This is a genomic window from Streptomyces sp. NPDC088553, assembly GCF_044752965.1.
In the GTDB taxonomy this organism is placed as follows: domain Bacteria; phylum Actinomycetota; class Actinomycetes; order Streptomycetales; family Streptomycetaceae; genus Streptomyces.
In genome coordinates, this window is the sequence record NZ_JBIVMG010000002.1 from 908,945 (window position 1) to 927,047 (window position 18,103).

The window sequence follows — 18,103 nt, forward strand, 5'->3', positions numbered from 1 at the left end:
CCACTCGCTGGGGGCCTGGCTGAGGTAGAAAAGCTGGTCGCGGCCGTTGACGAGTGCGTTCTATGCCGCCCCGCCTCCTGGAGAGAGGACTTGGCGCCGTTGAACGGCCAGTTGTGGGAGGAGCGTTCGCCGCCGTTGTCGCTGGCGAAGACGGCGATCGTGTCGCGCTCCTGCCCGGAGCGCCGCAGCGACTTGAGGACCTCGCCGACCGAGCGGTCCAGGCCCTCGACCATCTGCCGGTACTTGTCCAGGGAACCGCCGTCCAGGTGCACGAGGGCGAGACGGGCGGCGCTGGTGTTGCCCGACCTGACGGCCTTCTCCAGCCGGGCGGCCTCCTCCGTGTCCCCTTCGGCGGTCCAAGTCCAGTGCGGGGTGGTGGAGTTGAGGTTGAGCAGCCACGGCTTCTCGTGCCGGCGCTCGATGTACTGGCTCGCGCGTTCGGTGAGGATCCTCGTCCAGTACCGCAGGTCCTTGTAGGGGACTTCACCCTCGTAGAGGTCGTACGCCCGTTGCTGGTGAGCTTGGAGTAGTACTCCAGCGCCCCGGCGAGGTTCCCGAAGAACTCGTCCCAGCCCGACCTCGTCGGCGAGTGGTCGGGCAGGAAACCGCATTGCCACTCGCCGATCACCGCGGTCGCATGGCCGCTGTCGCGCAGCAGCGAGGCGAGGGTGGGGTGGGTCGGCTCCAGACCTGCGGTGGCGTCCTCGAGGATCGGCTCGTCCAGTCCTGCCCCGATCCGCCCGGGGTAGCGGCCGGTGTAGAGGCTGAGCCGGGTCGGGGAGCAGGTCGACGACCCGGCGTAGGAGGCCCGCACGGGCTGGGGTTGCCGGAACCGCCGGGCGCCGAAGGCGGGACCGCGTACGGGACTCCGAGTACGCCTGCCCCCCTGTTCCCCGCACGGCGGATCGCGCGCCGCAACCGCCCGAACGGAGACCCATGGCCCGGGACGGGCGGACAGGTTCGCCTTTCTAGGACGCGCTGGGGCGTGGCCCCGAGGCCGAAGCCCCGCTCGGCCGTTCTGCCGGAGTCCCGTGTTCAGCGGCCCTGCGCCAGCGGGCTTCGCAGAACGAGTAGAGGCCGAACAGTACGAGGCCCACCGCGGCGGCGATCAGGAGTACGGGCCCGGCGGGGGTTTCGGCGAACGAACGCAACGTCTCGTCCAGGCCCTTGGCCTCGCTGGGGTCGAACCGCACCGCGGCCAGCAGGACGAACAGGCCGGCCACCGCCGCGAGCGCGCCGCACGCCACTCCGCCGACGGTTCCCAGCACCGCGACGACCCGCCGCGTCGCCGGGCTCATCTCGTCCGTCCGGAGATTCTTCTCGAACTTCCGCATCAGGCTGCGCACCAGGATCACCACGCCCACGATGACCAGAACAGCCCCGAACACCCCGACGATCACTCGCCCACCCGGCCAGTTCAGCACCCTCGCGGTGTACTCCTTCGACGTCTCGTCGCCAGGGCGGCCTCCGGAGGAACCGCCGGCCAGCGCCGTCTGCACCACACCGATACAGATCACGGTGTAGAACACCGCCAACCCCAAAGACCCCAGGCGACGGGTCCATTTGTCCCCGCCTTCCCCCGTCTGCCCGAACACGGCCTCCGACAGTCGCCACAGCGCCATCGCCGCCAGCCCCACCACCAGCGCCCACAGCAGCACCCGGCCGAACGGCTGCTCGCCGAGGGTCCCCACCGCGCCGGACCGGTCCGCCTCCTGGCCGCTGTCGCTGCCGAGGCCGATCCGCACGGCCAGAACCCCCACCAGTACGTAGATCACTCCCCGGGCACAGAGCCCGACCCTGGACGCGACCTCCACGGCACGGCTGTCGGCCAGGCGCAGACCCTGGGACTTGGGCTGGGCGACGCTGTCGCCCCTCCTGATGGCCATATCTGGCACCTCCACGTGCCGGATCGAACCGAACAGCACACCCGGAGGGCGGGGCGGACGCGGTGGTCAGTGTTCGACGGCGTCCTTGGCCTTCGCCCACGCCTGTCCCGTACCGCCCCTGGTCCGGTCACCGCAGGTCTCCGGTCCCAGGGCGCGATTTCTCCGTCTGTTCTCTCTCCACGGTAGGGCTATCCCGTCCCGGAAGTCACCACCCGAGGGCCGGACCTACCCTGGAAACAGAGGTCATGATCACTCCTGGGATGCGAGGGAGAGCGGGTGCCACCAGCGCAACAGCGCTCCCGCCAACGCGCACCTCAGCGAAGGGGCGGCGTGAGGAGTGCCGCAGGCGCAGGCCGAAATGGACGACGTCCGCGGCGAGGAGGACGATGCCGATGATCAGCAGGTAGAACAGCCCTTCGGCGGTGGCGCCGATGAGGCCCAAGACCATCGCGACGACGAGCACGGCCAGAAAGAGAGTCACGACGGACACCTCCTCGGTCGGGCGGGGCAGCTCAGCGGCGGGCCAACTGCCGCTCGCCGTTCGGCCGCGGCTGGCGGGCAGGCCGTAGTGCTGGAAGACGGCTTCCTCGTCCTCGAAGGGCAGCACATCGCCCATGCCGATCGAAGGGCAGTCCTTCACCAGCGCCTTGTCGTGGGCGCCCTTCACATGGCCCGGCCCGACGCTCGCCCCGTCCAGCGGGACGAAGACCAGACGGTGGCGGGTGGGCAGGCCGATCTGGACCGTGACCATGGCCGGCTCGCCGGTGCTGGTGTCCACCTGGACGGCCTCCAGCACCCCGATCCTGCGCCCTGCCGCGTCGAGCACGTCGTGGGTACGCCACTCACGGATATCCGCCATCCCGATCATCCTGAGCCGCTTCGGCCGTGCACATGCCCGATGTGTGTCCCTGATCAGTTGGTTTCCGTCAATGCCGCGCGCGCGGTGGTGATGATCTCCTCGGAGAGCGGGGAGCCCTTGGTGGCCCGGGCCAGGACGAGCGCGCCGACCATCGTGCACAGTCGCGTGATGCCGTCCTGGCCGCCCTCGGTGGCGAGCCACTCGGCGAAGTCACTCACTCCCTCGGTGTAGACGCGGCGGGCCTCGCGATCTCCGGGTTCGCGCGCCATGTCGCCGGCGAGTGCGGCGGCGGGACACCCGTCCGCCGCACTGTCGCGGTGCTTGATGGAGAGGTAGGTGTCGATCAGCTCCCGCTGGGCGGCGTCGCGCCGCCCCGCGTGCTGCTCGAGTCCGTCGTTGCGGAGCCGGGTGAGTTCGTCGAACGCGTGGGCGGTGGCTTCGTCGATGAGCGCCTCTTTGGAGGCGAACCGCTTGTAGAAGCCACCGTGGGTCAGGCCGGACGCCTTCATGAGGTCGGCGACGCTGACGTGGGTGCCCTGCTCCCGGAACAGCCGGGAGGCGGTTTCCACGACCCGCCGGCGGTTCTCCTCCGCTTGTGCCTGCGATACGCGGCCCATCAGCCACCTCCCAATTGGATGCCGTTTGACATCTATCATAGACCGGGATTTAGATTGCTACCATAATCTAATTAGCTCGGGTCCCTCCATGCCCGCAACGTCGGGAGTAGGCATGGAACTGAAGGACGCGGTCGCGGTGGTCGCCGGCGCCAACCTGGGGCTCGGGCGACAGCTGGCCGCACAGCTCGTGGAGCGCGGAGCGACGGTGTACGCGGCGGCCCGCCGCCCCGAGACGGTGGACCTGCCCTGCGTCATCCCGCTGCGGCTGGACGTGACGGACGAGGAGTCGATCCGGGCCGCGGCCGGCACCGCGTCCGACGCGACGCTGCTGGTGAACAACGCGGGCATCTCCACCGCCACGCCGCTGATCGCGGGAGGCCTGGACGCGGCACGCCTGGAGATGGAGACGAACTTCTTCGGTCCGCTCGCTCCGGCTGGCGATGAGCGCGCTGAGCTTCAAGACCCGGCGCCGCGCCAAGCGCCGCCACGTCACGTACTCGTTCCTGTTCATGAAGGCCGACGGCGACCAGCTGCGCAAACTCACGGCGCTCGTCGAAGCAGGAAAGATCCGTCCCGACGTCGACCGAGTCTTCCCATTCGATCAGACCCGGGAAGCCACGGAGTACGTCGAGAAGGGCCGCGCCAAGGCCGGCAAGGTCGTCGCCACGATGGCGTGACCCGTTCCGTGTCCGTGCGCGGCGTCGACTTCGTCTACCGGCAACTCGGCCCGCAGGTCGGCGTACCGCTGATACTCCCCCACCACCTGGCCGCGGTCCTGGACGACTGGGGCCCACGCCTCATGTGCTGATCAGGAGCCGCCCTGCTCGGCCATGGCTGCGCCACCGCGGTAGGGGGCGCTGCTCGGGGCCTGGCCTGCCGCGACCTCCGCCTTGGCGAGGGTGAGCTGAAGCCACGCGATGTACGCGGCGGTGCTGCTGTAGCCGAATTCGTGGGCCGAGAGCTGGATGGCGCGTGCCCACGCGAGGTCGATCTCGGGGACCGGGTCCAGTGGGATGGTGGTGAAGTCCATCCATCCGGGTTCGCGGAGTCGGGCGAGTCGGTAGTCGAGTTCGGTGCGGAGGATTTCGACGGTGACCTCGGGGCCGAGCTGTCCGGCGAAGAGGAACCGGAGTTTGAAGTCGGGGTCCATGGGGCGTGGAGACGGTTCGTACGGTGCGCGGGCCCAGGCCAGGAGTTCGTCGCGGCCGGCGTCGGTGAGCCGGTAGACCTTGGCGTCGGGTTTGCCGTCACGGGCGTCGACCTCGAACTCCGCCCACCCGTTGGCCACGAGGCGGGGCAGGACACGGTAGATCTGGGGCAGCTGCACGCCGTAGCCGAGGTACTTGCCCGGGCCGTCCATCCACTTGCGCATGTCGTAGCCCGAGAGCGGGCGCAGGGCCAGCAGGCCGAGAATGACGTGTTCCAGACGCATGGCGGTCCTCAGCGGAGCGGGGTCGGGGGCTGCTGATGGGGGCTGGTTGGGACAGCCCACCGGGGCCCGTCCGCCGTGCCGGGCCGCATGTCCTCGGGGAGGTCGCGGGCGATCCGGAAGCCGCAGTTGCCGGCGGAGGAGTCGGGGGTGTTGGCGGAGCGGGCGGCGAGTCGGTAGCGGTTGCAGTAGCTGTCGTGGCAGAGGTAGGAGCCGCCGCGGGTGACGCGGGCGGTTCCGGTGCGCGGGCCGAGCGGGTTGTGCCGAGGGGAGCGGCGGTAGTACGCCGGGGAGAACCAGTCGGCGCACCATTCCCAGACGTTGCCGGAGGTCTCGTACAGGCCGTGGCCGTTGGGCGGGTAGGAACGTACGGGCGCTGTGGTGAGGTGGCCGTCGCTCAAGGTGTTGTGGGTGGGGAAGGTGCCGTGCCAGATGTTGCACCGGTCCTCGCCGTCAGGGGTGAGCGTGTCGCCCCAGGGGTAGCGGCGGCCGCGGTGTCCGCCTCTGGCCGCGTACTCCCATTCGGCCTCGCTGGGCAGGCGGGCACCGACCCAGCGGCAGTAGGCGACGGCGTCGTCCCAGGAGACGTGTACGACGGGGTGGTCGGGGGTCTCTTCCCAGTGGGAGAGCGGTCCGGCGGGGTGGGCCCAGTCTGCGCCGGCGACGTCGAGCCACCAGGGAGTGCGGGGAGCACGCCCCAGGACGTCCCGGGCCCGGGCGCGCAGGGCGAGGTGGAAGACGGCGGACGAACCGTAGCGCTCGGCGTCCGTGCGGTGGCCGGTCGCGGCGGCGAAGGCGGCGAACTGGGCGTTGGTGACCGCGGTGGCGGCGATGGCGAAGGGGGCCAGCTCCACCCGGTGCACGGGCTGCTCCCCGTCCGACGGGTAACCCTCACCGAAGCGGTCGCCCATCAAGAACTCCCCACCGGGAAGGGCCACGAACTCCGCCCCCTCCGACCCTTTCGACCGGCTCTCCGGCCCAGCGGCGGGCGGCGCGGGTGCGGACGGCACCGGCAGGAGTGTCGTGTGCGTGTGCACGGCCGTGCGGCCCGGGGTGCAACAGCTGTCCATGGCCGACTTCTCCTCACTCCCCGGCTGCGGCTCCGGGACGCCTTCATATGTACGCCAGAACTCATGGCCCGGCAAGCCTGAGAGGTTGGCGACCTCCCCGCCGGAGAACGCAAGCAGCGAAGTGAGACGGCAATATTTCAAGTGCGAGAACTGCGGTGCGACATCTTGACACCTTCGGCAACAGCCCTGAAACCTGAGGGCATAGCTGCTGGCGCACATATGACCTAGAGCGCTCATCGGATGCCGGCCGCATGCGGCTCCCGCCTTCCCCCGGAGTTCCCCTTGCGCATCATCTACGTGGACGTCGACACCCTGCGGGCCGACCACACCACCCCGTACGGCTACCACCGGCCCACCACGCCCCACCTCCAGAAGCTCGCCGACAAGTCGGTCGTCTTCGACCGCTACTACTGCTCCGACTCGCCCTGCCTGCCCTCCCGCACCGCCCTGACCAGCGGCCAGTTCGGGATCACGAACGGCGTGATCGGCCACTACGGCGCCGACGCGCAGTTCCGGCTCGACTCCGGCCACGGCCCCGAGCCCGACCGGCCTCTCCTCGGGCAGCGCCTGCAGCTCGACGGCTACTACACCGCGGCCGTCTCCGTCTTCGCCGAGCGCCACCGCGCGTACTGGTTCCACGGCAACTTCCGCGAGTCCGTCCGCGCCACCGGGAACTGGGGCGACGAGGACGCCGCCGACGTCAACCGCGCCGCCCTCGACTGGATCCGCAGGCACGCCGAGGACGACGACTGGTACCTCCACCTCACCTACTGGGACCCGCACACCGACTACACCCAGCCCGCCGAATGGACCGACCGCATGGCGGCCTCCGCCCCCGTGCAGTCCTGGCCGGACGAGGAAACGATCCAGGAGCACGCCGAGATCTACGGCCCGCGCAGCGCCCTGGACCTGCACTACTCGCTCTCCAGCGGCGGCGCCACCTCGCCCGTGCCGCACAACATGCCCGACGCGATCCGCTCACGCGCCGACTTCGAGCATCTGATCAACGGCTTCGACGGCGCCATCGCCTACTGGGACCACCACTTCGGCCGGCTCCTGGCCACCCTGGAGGAGCTGGGCATCGCGGACGAGACGGCGATCGTCGTCAGCGCCGACCACGGCGAGGCGTTCGGTGAACACGGCATGTACGGGGAACACGGACTCGCCACCGAGTCCGTCCAGCGGATCCCGCTCGTCGTGTACTGGCCCGGGGTCACCGACACCCTGCCGACCGAGGCCCGCCGCAACGACGACCTCCTGTACAACATCGACCTGGCCCCCACCCTGTGCGACCTGCTCGGCCTCGACGCGCCCGAGGGCTGGCAGGGCACCTCCTTCGCGGACGCGGTACGCGGCAGGGAGACCGACTCCCGCCCGTACCTGGTCCTCGGCCACGGCGCGCACACCTACCAGCGTGCCGTCCGCACCCGCGACCACCTCTACATCCGCACCTACCACCCCGGCTGCTTCAGGACGGCCTGGGAGCAGTTGTACGACGTCACCGACGACCCGTACCTGACCCACGACCTCCTGGAGGAGGAGCCCGCTCTCGCCGGGACGATGCGCTCCCACCTGGCCGAGTGGTGGCACGAGCACGCCGGCCGCCCCGGCTGTCTGCCCGACCCGATGCTGAGCAATCTCCAGGCCGGGCCTGTCTACTACGCCGATCCCACCCGGTACGCCCGGCATCTGCGCGACACAGGCCGGTCCCACCTGGCCGAGGACCTGGAACAGCGTCTGGCCGTACCCCGTGCCTCGGTGCCGGTCCCCTGGCACGCACCGGCACCGCCGCGTTCCGCGGAGCTCTTCGGGCGCTGGATGGAGATCTTCCAGGAACGCGCCACGAAGACGGCGACAGCAGAGGCGGCAGAAGGGAAGTCCGTCCGATGAAGGCGATCATGGTGATGTTCGACAGTCTCAACCGGCGCATGCTGCCGCCGTACGGAGGGGACTGGACGCACGCCCCGAACTTCGCGCGGCTCGCCGAGCGGACAGTCACTTTCGACAGGGCGTACGCGGGGTCGATGCCGTGCATGCCGGCCCGCCGCGAACTGCACACGGGGCGCTACAACTTCCTTCACCGAAGCTGGGGGCCCCTGGAGCCGTTCGACGACTCGATGCCCGAACTGCTCAAGCAGAACGGCGTGTACACCCATCTGGCCAGCGACCACCCGCACTACTGGGAGGACGGTGGCGCCACCTACCACGGCCGGTACAACTCCTGGGAGTTCTTCCGCGGTCAGGAGGGCGACCCGTGGAAGGGGCAGGTGGCCGATCCGGAGATGCCCGAGGACCTGAAGCGGATGCGCTCGGCCGTGTACCGGCAGGACTGGATGAACCGCCCCCACATGGCGACCGAGGACCGGCACCCGCAGACCCTCACCTTCGACGCCGGCCTGGAGTTCCTCCGGACGAACAAGGACGCGGACCGGTGGTTCGTCCAGATCGAGACCTTCGACCCCCACGAGCCGTTCTTCTCCCACCAGCGGTACAAGGACCTCTACCCGCACGAGTACGACGGGCCCCACTTCGACTGGCCCGACTACAAGCAGGTGGTCGAGACGGACGACCAGGTCGCCCACGCCGGTTACGAGTACGCCGCCCTGCTCTCCATGTGCGACCACTCGCTCGGCCGGGTCCTCGACGCCATGGACGAGTACGGCCTGTGGGACGACACGCTCCTGATCGTCAACACCGACCACGGTCTGCTGCTCGGCGAGAAGGGCTGGTGGGGCAAGTCCGTCCAGCCCTGGTACAACGAGCTGGTCCATCTGCCGCTGTTCGTCTGGGACCCGCGCACCGGCGGCGCGGGCGAGCGGCGCGACACCCTCGTGCAGACCATCGACCTCGCCCCCACGCTCCTGGAGTACTTCGGCGTCGAGCGCCCGGCCGACATGCAGGGCGCACCGCTGCCCGTCTCCGCCGCCGACGCCCCCGTGCGCGAGGCAGGCCTCTTCGGCATCCACGGCGGTCATGTGAACGTCACGGACGGCCGGTACGTCTACATGCGCGCCCCCGCCTCCCCAGGCAACGCCCCCCTGCAAGAGCACACGTTGATGCCGACGCACATGCGCGGCCGCTTCACCCCCGCCGAACTCGCCGACATGGAGCTGGCCGAGCCGTTCGGCTTCACCAAGGGCGTCCGCACCCTGCGAGTGCCGGGCCGAACCTTCGTCAATCCGTACCACCACGGCAGCCTGCTCTTCGATCTGGAGAACGACCCCGAGCAGCTGGAGCCGCTCGTCGACGACGAGGTGGAGCTGCGGCTCGCGACGCTGCTGGTGGAGCTGATGCGGGATACGGAGGCGCCGCCCAGTCAGTACGAACGTCTCGGCCTGCCCGCCGAGGGTCCGGTGACCGGTGCGCACCTCCTCGTACGGACCCAGCGCGATCAGGCCCAGCGGGCCGCGCTGCCCCTGCCGCGTGCCGAGGACTATCCGGAAGGGCGGTTGTCCCTGCGGACGCCGGTCGCGACGCTGATCGGCGATCCGGTGGCGCTGGAGGTGCTCAAGCGGCATCTGCCCGGGATCGCCGACTCCGAACTCCTGCAGTTCCTGGGGCCGACCCCGCTCATCGACATCGCCGCGATGTCGGGCGGAATGATCCCGCCCGACCGGCTGCGCCTGGTCGCCGAGGAGCTCGCGAAACTCTGAGGCGGTCGACAGAACACGGATGAACGCCGGTGACGGGGCGGCTACCCCGTCACCGGCCTGCCTTCCTCCCCCGCCCATCCTGCGAAGAACGAGACGAAGAAGAGGTGGCGTCTTGCCCGATCTTACCGAGGCACCCGTCGACACGACGAAGGAGAGAAGGGCGGGCCCCGTCAAGGGCCGCTGGCGCCAGCTGTCCCTTCTCGGCGGCACCATGCTCGTCGAGAACACCGAGGCGAGTCTGATCAGCGGGCTCTTCCCGGTGATCCGTCACTCGCTCGGCGTCTCGCTCGGCGCGCTGGGCGTCCTGACCGCCGCGGGCCGGATCGTCGGCGTGTTCGCCGGACCGTTCTGGGTGTGGGTGGCCCAGCGCTGGTCCCGCAAGGGCGTCCTCGTCCTGGCCACCGGATTCTGGGGAGTGTGGGGCATAGCCGCCGGCTTCGCCCAGGACTTCACCCAGCTCCTCATCCTCATGACCATCCTCGCCGCCGGGTACGCCGCCTCCCAGCCCCTCAGCACGGAAATCCTGGGTGACCTCTTCGACAGCGAGTCCCGGGGCCGCGCCGTCGGCATGCTGTACGGCGCCATCAACCTCGCCGCCTCCCTCTTCGCCACCCTCAAGGGACAGCTCGCCGGTATCGACGACGGCTGGCGCTGGGGCCTGTGGAGCATCGGCGCCCTCAACGTCCTCTTCGGCGTCGCCCTGTTGATCTGGATGCGCGACCCGGGCAGAGGCGCGTCCGAGCACCAGCTCGCCGGCCTCGACCGACAGACCCGCGAGGCCCACGCCAAGGTCACCCTGAAGCAGGTGACCGCGCTCTTCCGGATCCGGAGCCTGGTGATCCTGCTCGTCTCCCGACTCCTGTCCGGACATCTCCTCGCCGCGGCGTTCGGCGTGATCTTCCTGGTGGACGTCTACGGATTCAGCACCCAGGTCGCCTCCGTCATCCTCTTCCCCATGGGCATCGGCTTCTTCGCCGGCACCCTGCTCGGCGGATTCCTCACCGACTGGACCGTCCGCCACAACCTGCGCAACGGGCCCGTGGCCATCCTCCAGACCGCCCAGTTCGCCTTCGCCGTCATCGCCTACTTCGGCACCCAGATCGACTGGGGCGGAATCGGTCTGTTCGCCGTGTTCTTCGCTCTCATGGGACTCGCCCAGGGCGTCAACCCGGTGGTCAACCGGCCCATGATCATGGCCGTGACCCTTCCCGAGCTCCGCGGCGCGGCCTTCGCCATCTACCTCAGCCTCTTCGAGGCCGTCGCCATCGCCGCGTTCAGCCTCGGAGCCGGCTTCCTCGGCGACGCTTTCGGACTGCGCTCGGTGTTCCTGTGGGTCCTCGTCGGACTCATGGCCGTCAACGGTGCCTTCCTCACGCTGCTCTACCGCACCTATGCCGCCGACGTGGCCCGCGTCCAGCAGGCCCTCGAGAGCCGACGACGGGCGGCTCTGGCCGGATAGTTCACCCTGGCCGGCCGCGACTGCCGAGTACACGCCCGATCCGACGCTTCAGGAAGGATCGGACCAGATGTCCATGGGGACGGTGCTCACACTGCGGCCTGCCGGGTCGAGGATGCGACCCATGCGCTTGACGAAGCGCAGCGAGACCGCCTGGTCGAGCACCTTCAGCCGGGGTAGTGCGCTGGTGAGGCGGGCTTCGAGGCCGCGAATGTCGGGGAGGGAGCGAAGCCAGACGCTGATGAGCAGGTTCGCCGTGCCCCCGGCGAGGCCGATGCACGCCCGGATCTCGGGGACGGCGGCCAGGAGTCTGTTCAGGGCGTCGCGGTCCTCGATCTCGGCCTGGGCCCAGATCGAGGTGGAGATCGGCCAGCCGCACAGGGGTTGAGCGACTTCGCAGCGCAGCTCCAGGTCCTCGTTGGCGACGAGGAGGCCGAGACGCTTTCGTACGGTGGTGATCCCGACGCCCAGCTCCTCGGCGAGGTCCGTGAGCGAGGTACGTCCGTCGGCACCGAGGCGCACGACGAGAAGCCGGTCCCTCGTGGTGAGGGTCTGGGGCGTCGACGGCGACCGGGTCGGCCGCTCGGCGGTGATGTGCGCCCGCTGGCGGGGATCGAGGGCACGCAGACGCCAGTCGGTGGCGTGCGTGAAGACATGGGTACCGAGCTGGGTGCGGGTGGCGCTGATTCCCGGAAGTGCTCCGAGGCGTTCGAGCAGGTACCCGGAGAGAGCGGGAAGCGTGGGCGTCGACACGGTGAGCAGCAGGTCCCGGCCGCCGCTGGTGTGCTCCACGGTCAGGACGTGCGGCCACCGCGCGAGGGTGTTGGCGACTTCGAGGGCACGGCCGGCCTGACAGTCCACTTCGACGAAGGCCAGGCAGCCCTGGGAGATCTGAGCGCGCCCGGGCTGTGCCGTGATCCACGCGACGCCCGTCTCGGTCAGCCGGGACCAACGCCGGGCCACGGTGACGGGGTCGAGGTCGAGAGCCCGTCCGATGCGCGACCAGGGAGCCCGGGGGTCGATCTGCAGGGTGTTGACCAGACTGAGGTCGAGCTCGTCCAGGTGTGCAGATTCCTGCAAACGATCAGACATGGAAGAAAGATCCTGCGTTTTCGATGGCCATGAGTGCCGAGTATCCATCATCACTGGCAACCGGGCGACAGCAAGGTGAACGTCGGTGAAAGGGGACGAGGGTGTCGGTGTGCGAGGACGCACGGAATGTGCAAGGTGATCTGGTTCGCCTGCGGCGGGCGCTGCATGCCGAGCCCGAGCTGGGTCTGGAGTTGCCGCGTACGCAGGACAAGGTCCTGGCCGCCCTGGACGGGCTGCCGCTGGAGGTCACCACGGGGAACCGGCTGACCTCCGTCACCGCGGTCCTGCGAGGCTCCCGCCCCGGCCCCACGGTGCTGCTGCGCGCCGACATGGACGCGCTGCCCGTCGCCGAGCGCGCCGGTCTCGCGTACGCCTCCCGCACGGAGGGGGTCATGCACGCCTGTGGTCACGACCTGCACACGTCCATGCTCACCGGCGCGGCACAGCTCCTCTCCGCGCGCCGGGACGAGCTCGCAGGCGACGTGGTCTTCATGTTCCAGCCCGGCGAGGAGGGCCAGGACGGGGCCGGCCACATGATCGCCGAAGGGGCCCTGGACGCCTCCGGTGAGCGGCCGGTGGCCGCCTACGCCCTGCACGTGACGTCGGCGGGCCACCCCAACGGGATGTTCGCGACCCGCCGGGGCCCGGTCCTCGCCTCCTCCGACAGCCTTCGCGTGACCGTACGCGGCGCGGGAGGCCACGGCTCGATGCCGCACCTGGCCAACGACCCCGTACCCGCGGCGTGCGAGATGGTCACCGCGCTGCAGACCTTCATCAGCCGCAGATTCGACCCGTTCGACCCCGTGGTGCTGACCGTGGGCGCCTTCCACGCGGGCACGGCCGCCAACGTCATCCCGGACTCGGCCCGGTTCACGGCGACCGTACGGTCGTTCTCCGCCTCGTCGCACGGCCGGATCAAGGACGGCACCGTCCAGCTGTGCCGGGGTATCGCGGCCGCCCACGGCCTCGACGTCGAGGTGGACTTCGTCGAGCAGTACCCCCTCACCGTCAACGACCCGGCCGAGGCCGAGTTCGTCGCCGACGTGGTGGCGGAGGTGCACGGAGAGGAACGCTTCGCGTGGGCGCCCCGCCCGGCCACCGGCTCGGAGGACTTCTCCCGGGTGCTCGACGAGGTCCCCGGCGCGTTCGTGGTCCTGGGCGCCTGCCCGCCGGACCGGGACCTCCAGCAAGCCCCGTACAACCACTCGCCGCTGGCCGTCTTCGACGACCGCGTACTGGGTGACGGAGCCGCGCTCTACGCCGAACTCGCCCTGCGGCGCCTGGCACGGGCGAAGGCCGCCCCCGTCTGCTGACCCTCTCCGCCCCGGCACCACGCACCGCGTCGCCGTGCCCCCGTGCCCCCGTGCCCCCGGGCGCAGCGCAGCACCGCCCCTCTGACAGGCCCGCACCGCCGGCAGTACATCCCCGCCCGCAGCCCCGCCGGACACAGCCCATCCAGGCTGCGTCCCGTACCCCAGGAGAAAGCCGTGTCCGACCACGCGTCCCCGGCCACCAGATCCGTCACACCCGGTGCCTCGGCCACGAGGACCACGAGCGCCACGACCAAGAGAGCCCCCGCCCCGTCCCGGCTGCGCACCGTCATCGGCACCGGCGTGGGCAACGCCCTGGAGTGGTACGACTGGAACGTCTACGCCATCTTCACCCCGTTCTTCGCCTCGCAGTTCTTCCCCTCCGCCGATCCGACCTCGGCCCTGCTGAGCACCCTGGCGATCTTCGCCGTGGGCTTCCTCATGCGTCCCCTGGGCGGGCTCGTCTTCGGCCGGCTCAGCGACCGCAAGGGGCGGCGCGCGGCGATGGTCGGCTCCATCGCGCTGGCCGCCGCCGGCAGCCTGCTGATAGGCCTCGCGCCGACCTACGCCACGATCGGCGTGGGCGCCTCCGCCCTGCTGGTCTTCGCGCGGCTCGCCCAAGGCCTGGCCCACGGCGGGGAGCTTCCCGCGGCCCAGACGTACGTGGCGGAGAGGGCCCCCCGCGAACGGCGAGGGCTCTGGTCGAGCCTGATCTACATCTCCGGCACCTGCGGCATCATGGTCGCCACCGTGCTCGCAGCGGTCCTGTCCTCCTTCCTCAGCGAGGACCAGCTGCACGCGTGGGGCTGGCGGGTGCCGTTCGTCATCGGTGGACTTCTCGGCCTGTACGCGCTGATCATGCGGCTCCGCCTCGAGGAGACCGAAGCGTTCGAGAAGCAGGCCGACACCCCGGACAACCACGAGCCGCGTACGTCGGTGTGGCGCGGCTTCTGGGAGAACCGGGCGGCGTGCCTGCGCGTGATCGGCCTCACCCTGGGCGGCACGGTCGTCTACTACACCTGGGCCGTCTCCGCCCCGGCCCAGGCCATCGCCCTCAAGGGCATCGACGCCTCGGCCGCACTGTGGGCGGGAGTCCTCGCCAACCTGGTCTTCCTCGTCACGCTGCCGCTGTTCGGTGCCCTGTCCGACCGCGTGGGGCGCAAGCCCATCCTGTACGGCTCCTACATCGGCGGAGCCGTCCTGGCCTTCCCCCTGAACTGGTTCATCCAGGACCAGGTCTGGCAGCTGGCCGTGTCGATGACCACGGCCATGCTCTTCATGTCCGCCGGCGCGGCGATCACCCCCGCGGTGTTCGCGGAGATGTTCCCCACCCGACTGCGCACGACGGGCGTGGGCTTCCCCTACGCGATCGCCGTGGCCGCCTGCGGCGGCAGCGCCCCGTATCTTCAGACATGGCTGACCAGCAACGGGCAGGGCGACCTCTTCCTCGGCTACACCGTGGTCCTGCTGCTCCTCGCCCTGGCCGTGGTGCACCGGATGCCGGAGACGAAGAACACCGACCTGACGTGACATCGAGGAACGCCGAAGAACGCGGACTGTGGGAACGGAGCCGTACTGTGCCGAGCCTGATCAGCAGAGCGATGCCGACCGTGGTGCGGCTCCGTGGGGCCAAGAAGGTGTTCAGCTCGGCGGAGGCCGTCCGGGAACAGGTCCTCGCCCGTTCCCTGCGGCCGACCGGATACGCCCCACCGGCCGGCCTGGAGCGCTCGGTCGACCTCTCCGTACGCCGGGTGGCCGGATGGCCCGTCTACGAGGTCACCCCGCGCGGCGCGCTCAACCCCGGACGACGGGCGATCTATCTGCACGGCGGCGCGTACATCAACGAGATAGCACCCCAGCACTGGAGGCTGATCGCCCACGTGGCCGCCGAGACCGGCACCCGGGTCACCGTGCCGATCTACCCCCTCGCTCCCCTGGCGACCGCGGCCGAAGTGGTACCGGCCGTCACCGACCTGGCCGCCCAGCTCCTCGACGACGCGGCCACCACGGCCGTCACTCTCATCGGAGACTCCGCCGGCGGCGGGATGGCCCTCGCCGTCGCCGTCCACCTGCGGGACCGAGGACTGCCCTCACCCGCCCGCACCGTCCTCATCTCCCCGTGGCTGGACATCAGCCTGACCGACCCGCGCATCGCCCTGCTCGAAGACCGCGACCCCTGGCTCGCCGTCCCCGGCACACGCTACGCCGGCGACCTCTACCGCGGCGCACTCCCCGCCGACCACCCTCATGTCAGCCCCCTCCTCGCCGACCTCACCGGGTTGAACCCGATCACGCTGTTCAGCGGAACCCGCGACATCGTCAACGCCGACGCCCGACGACTGGCCGCCCGCGCCACGACCGCCGGCATCGAGCTGGACTACCACGAAGCGCCGGAGATGCTGCACGTCTACCCCCTCCTGCCGATCCCCGAAGGCAGAACAGCACGCGCCGCCATCTGCACCGCCCTGCGGGGCTGACGCCGACCCTCAGCGGCTGTCCGGTCGCAGTGCGAGGGGTTGACGCCAGTATTGGTCTATGCCAATTTCTCCTGGGCGCATGATCAGCCTTTCCCCACACGGGTGTTGAAGCAACTCCTCACCCTCGGCACCGTGCTGCCTTCCCCCCCAATCACCTCCCCGAGAGGAACCCCCATGCGCAACGGAACCAGCCGCCGGAAGCCCGGCACGCGCACCGCGCTCGCCGCCGCCACCGTGATCGGTCTCGGCGCCACCGCGCTGACCGCCCTCCCGGCCGCCGCCGCGGACGAGAGCATCGCCGTCCGGTACCGGCACGGCGGCACGGGCAGCGACCAGGCGGCGCCCTGGTTCACCGTGGTCAACACCGGGACGACAAGCGTCCCGTTGAGCCAGGTCAAGCTGCGTTACTACTTCAAGGCCGACCCCGGCGCCTCGTACAGCTACGCCTGTGACTGGGCCGTCAAGGGCTGCACATACCTGAACGGCACGTTCGGCACGCCGGCCGACCCCACCGCCACGGCGGACCGGTACCTGGAGGTCGGGTTCACCGCAGGAGCCGGCTCCCTGGCGCCGGGCGCCGACACCGGAGACGTACAGCTGCGCTTCCACCGCTCCGACTGGCAGCCGCTCGACCAGTCCGACGACTACTCGTTCGGCCCCGCGCAGACCACGTACGGGAACTGGACCAAGGTCACCGCCACCATCGGGGGAGTCCAGGTCTGGGGCACCGCCCCGGGCGGCAACGAGTCGACCCCGACCCCCACCCCGACCCCCACCCCGACCCCGACCCCGACCCCGACGCCTACTGTTCCCTCCCCCACGGCCCCGACCACTCCCCCGGCCGAAAAGGGCGTCCTCTTCGACGACTTCGACTACACCGGCCACACCGACCCTGCGGTCACCGCACACGGCTGGACCATCCGCTCCGGCGGAGGCGGCCCCGGCGTCGGCGACGCGACCTGGGCGCCCGGGAACGTGACCTTCGCCAAGGAGGGCACGAACTCCTTCATGACGCTGCGCACGTCGACCGCCGGCACCGGCGCATCGACCCGACAGACCGAAGTGCACACCGCCGCACGGAAGTTCAAGAACGGCACCTATGCCGCCCGGGTGCGCTTCGCGGACACGCCGACCAGCGGCCCGGACGGCGACCACCTGGTCCAGAGCTTCTTCACCATCAACGACCTCACCGCACCGATGGCGGACGACTACGCCGAGTACGACTTCGAGTACCTCCCCAACGGCGGCTGGGGCGAGACGGCGAACGTCCTCTACACCACCTCCTGGGAGACCTTCCGCCCCGACCCCTGGGAGGCGGTCAACCAGCACACCGAGACCCGCACGAGCCAGGCCGGCTGGCACGACCTCGTCCTGACCATCGACGACACGGCACTCGTCTATTACATCGACGGCAAGGAGTTCGCCCGGCACGAGGCCCGCTATCTGCCCGAGCGGCCCATGTCGATCCACTTCAACCAGTGGTTGATCGACCTCGCCGGACAGACCTCCACGACCGCCCGCGCCTACGAGGAGAGGGTCGACTACATGCTCCACGTGAAGGACGAGGTCCTCACCCCGGCCCAGGTGGCCGCGAAGGTCGCCGGCTTCCGCACATCCGGGACCGCCTTCAAGGACTCCGTACCCAGCTCCTGAACGAACCGGCCGGCGCCGGGCTGTGGCGGTGCGACCGCCCGCGGCGCCGGCCCCCCGTCATGGCCGGCCCCGTCATGGACAGCGAGGAGGTCTCCCTCCTCGCTCACTACGGTGTGCGGCACGAGTACGGAACGTGACGTGTCCCCCGGGCGGCACAGGGACACGACACCGGGCGAGGACCAAGATCCGGCCGCGCGCCTCGTCGGCGACGCCGGCGGCGGCGAACGCGATCAGCGTGAGCGCGCGGGCTCGTCTTCGGGGCGGGTGCGTGGCCGATGCGGCTCCTCGGGTTGCCGACGAACTGTCGCGCCGGCGGCCGACGCCAGGCCCGAGTGCGTGAGTTGTGCGTGCAACTGCCCCGTGTTTCACAGGGAGTTCATGGTCGGATGGTGATCACGGGTTGAGGCTGGAGACCACGTTGGCGGTGGCCGCGACCCCGTTGTGGATGGTCGGCGCCATGCTGGTGCCGGCGAGGAAGAAGCCCAGCAGGGCGCAGACGAGCGCATGGGTGACCTTGAGTCCACCGCTGCGCAGGAAGATCACGGCCAGCACCAGCAGCAGCACCACGACAGAAATGGAAACGGCCATCGCGTTCACGTCC

15 protein-coding genes and 4 pseudogenes are annotated in these 18,103 nt (G+C 70.2%); 10 read left to right on the forward strand and 9 right to left on the reverse strand.

The window, feature by feature from the left end; genetic code table 11:
- Positions 1-68: 68 nt before the first annotated feature.
- The 5 genes and pseudogenes from ACIP8Z_RS09015 to ACIP8Z_RS09035 form a co-directional block, all read right to left on the reverse strand.
- A pseudogene (locus ACIP8Z_RS09015) lies at positions 69-958 on the reverse strand (sulfatase-like hydrolase/transferase); the annotation flags it as partial.
- A 10-nt stretch (positions 959-968) separates the two neighbouring features.
- Positions 969-1,886: a DUF1206 domain-containing protein gene (locus ACIP8Z_RS09020; RefSeq protein ID WP_402080855.1), complete on the reverse strand. Its 918-nt coding sequence runs from the start codon at positions 1,884-1,886 to the stop codon at positions 969-971.
- 205 nt (positions 1,887-2,091) lie between these two features.
- On the reverse strand, positions 2,092-2,367 hold the full coding sequence (locus ACIP8Z_RS09025; RefSeq protein ID WP_402080610.1) for a hypothetical protein: 276 nt from the start codon (positions 2,365-2,367) through the stop codon (positions 2,092-2,094).
- 31 nt (positions 2,368-2,398) lie between these two features.
- Positions 2,399-2,754: pseudogene (locus ACIP8Z_RS09030) on the reverse strand (PRC-barrel domain-containing protein).
- A gap of 44 nt (positions 2,755-2,798) precedes the next feature.
- Positions 2,799-3,362, reverse strand: a complete 564-nt coding sequence (locus ACIP8Z_RS09035; RefSeq protein ID WP_402080612.1) for a TetR/AcrR family transcriptional regulator — start codon at positions 3,360-3,362, stop codon at positions 2,799-2,801.
- A 112-nt stretch (positions 3,363-3,474) separates the two neighbouring features.
- Between ACIP8Z_RS09035 and ACIP8Z_RS09040 the strand changes: the two are divergent.
- From ACIP8Z_RS09040 to ACIP8Z_RS09050, 3 genes and pseudogenes are all read left to right on the forward strand, one after another.
- Positions 3,475-3,792: pseudogene (locus tag ACIP8Z_RS09040) on the forward strand (SDR family NAD(P)-dependent oxidoreductase); the annotation flags it as partial.
- A pseudogene (locus ACIP8Z_RS09045) lies at positions 3,791-4,039 on the forward strand (zinc-binding dehydrogenase); the annotation flags it as partial. The pseudogenes ACIP8Z_RS09040 and ACIP8Z_RS09045, both read left to right, overlap by 2 nt.
- Entirely contained in the window at positions 4,036-4,170 is a 135-nt protein-coding gene (locus tag ACIP8Z_RS09050) for a hypothetical protein (RefSeq protein ID WP_402080863.1), read from the forward strand. The pseudogene ACIP8Z_RS09045 and the gene ACIP8Z_RS09050, both read left to right, overlap by 4 nt.
- Here ACIP8Z_RS09050 and ACIP8Z_RS09055 read toward each other — a convergent pair whose 3' ends face one another.
- Together ACIP8Z_RS09055 and ACIP8Z_RS09060 are read right to left on the reverse strand one after the other, a co-directional pair.
- Positions 4,171-4,794 carry a PadR family transcriptional regulator gene (locus ACIP8Z_RS09055; RefSeq protein WP_402080615.1) on the reverse strand — a complete coding sequence of 208 codons (624 nt, stop codon included), beginning with the start codon at positions 4,792-4,794 and terminating at the stop codon, positions 4,171-4,173. It abuts the gene before it with no gap.
- A gap of 8 nt (positions 4,795-4,802) precedes the next feature.
- Entirely contained in the window at positions 4,803-5,861 is a 1,059-nt protein-coding gene (locus tag ACIP8Z_RS09060; RefSeq protein WP_402080617.1) for a formylglycine-generating enzyme family protein, read from the reverse strand.
- A 282-nt stretch (positions 5,862-6,143) separates the two neighbouring features.
- On the opposite strand from ACIP8Z_RS09060, the gene ACIP8Z_RS09065 reads away from it, so the two are divergent.
- The 3 genes from ACIP8Z_RS09065 to ACIP8Z_RS09075 all read left to right on the forward strand — a co-directional run bounded on the left by ACIP8Z_RS09065 (position 6,144) and on the right by ACIP8Z_RS09075 (position 10,973).
- On the forward strand, positions 6,144-7,751 hold the full coding sequence (locus ACIP8Z_RS09065) for a sulfatase (RefSeq protein ID WP_402080619.1): 1,608 nt from the start codon (positions 6,144-6,146) through the stop codon (positions 7,749-7,751).
- Positions 7,748-9,514 (forward strand): sulfatase, encoded by a 1,767-nt coding sequence (locus ACIP8Z_RS09070; protein ID WP_402080621.1) that lies wholly within the window; start codon positions 7,748-7,750, stop codon positions 9,512-9,514. Before ACIP8Z_RS09065 ends, ACIP8Z_RS09070 begins: the two co-directional genes overlap by 4 nt.
- A 112-nt stretch (positions 9,515-9,626) precedes the next feature.
- Positions 9,627-10,973 carry an MFS transporter gene (locus ACIP8Z_RS09075; protein WP_402080623.1) on the forward strand — a complete coding sequence of 449 codons (1,347 nt, stop codon included), beginning with the start codon at positions 9,627-9,629 and terminating at the stop codon, positions 10,971-10,973.
- Positions 10,974-11,021: 48 nt separating this feature from the next.
- Here ACIP8Z_RS09075 and ACIP8Z_RS09080 read toward each other — a convergent pair whose 3' ends face one another.
- Entirely contained in the window at positions 11,022-12,062 is a 1,041-nt protein-coding gene (locus ACIP8Z_RS09080; RefSeq protein WP_402080626.1) for an Lrp/AsnC family transcriptional regulator, read from the reverse strand.
- A gap of 101 nt (positions 12,063-12,163) precedes the next feature.
- On the opposite strand from ACIP8Z_RS09080, the gene ACIP8Z_RS09085 reads away from it, so the two are divergent.
- The 4 genes from ACIP8Z_RS09085 to ACIP8Z_RS09100 all read left to right on the forward strand — a co-directional run bounded on the left by ACIP8Z_RS09085 (position 12,164) and on the right by ACIP8Z_RS09100 (position 17,502).
- A complete protein-coding gene (locus ACIP8Z_RS09085) occupies positions 12,164-13,375 on the forward strand; it encodes a M20 family metallopeptidase (protein WP_402080629.1) in 1,212 nt (403 codons plus the stop codon).
- A gap of 174 nt (positions 13,376-13,549) precedes the next feature.
- Entirely contained in the window at positions 13,550-14,902 is a 1,353-nt protein-coding gene (locus ACIP8Z_RS09090) for an MFS transporter (RefSeq protein WP_402080631.1), read from the forward strand.
- Positions 14,903-14,949: 47 nt separating this feature from the next.
- On the forward strand, positions 14,950-15,849 hold the full coding sequence (locus tag ACIP8Z_RS09095; RefSeq protein WP_402080633.1) for an alpha/beta hydrolase fold domain-containing protein: 900 nt from the start codon (positions 14,950-14,952) through the stop codon (positions 15,847-15,849).
- A 174-nt stretch (positions 15,850-16,023) separates the two neighbouring features.
- Positions 16,024-17,502: a cellulose binding domain-containing protein gene (locus ACIP8Z_RS09100; RefSeq protein WP_402080635.1), complete on the forward strand. Its 1,479-nt coding sequence runs from the start codon at positions 16,024-16,026 to the stop codon at positions 17,500-17,502.
- Between the two features lie 393 nt (positions 17,503-17,895).
- On the opposite strand, the gene ACIP8Z_RS09105 is transcribed toward ACIP8Z_RS09100, so the two are convergent.
- A complete protein-coding gene (locus tag ACIP8Z_RS09105; RefSeq protein WP_402080637.1) occupies positions 17,896-18,090 on the reverse strand; it encodes a hypothetical protein in 195 nt (64 codons plus the stop codon).
- Positions 18,091-18,103: the final 13 nt, after the last annotated feature.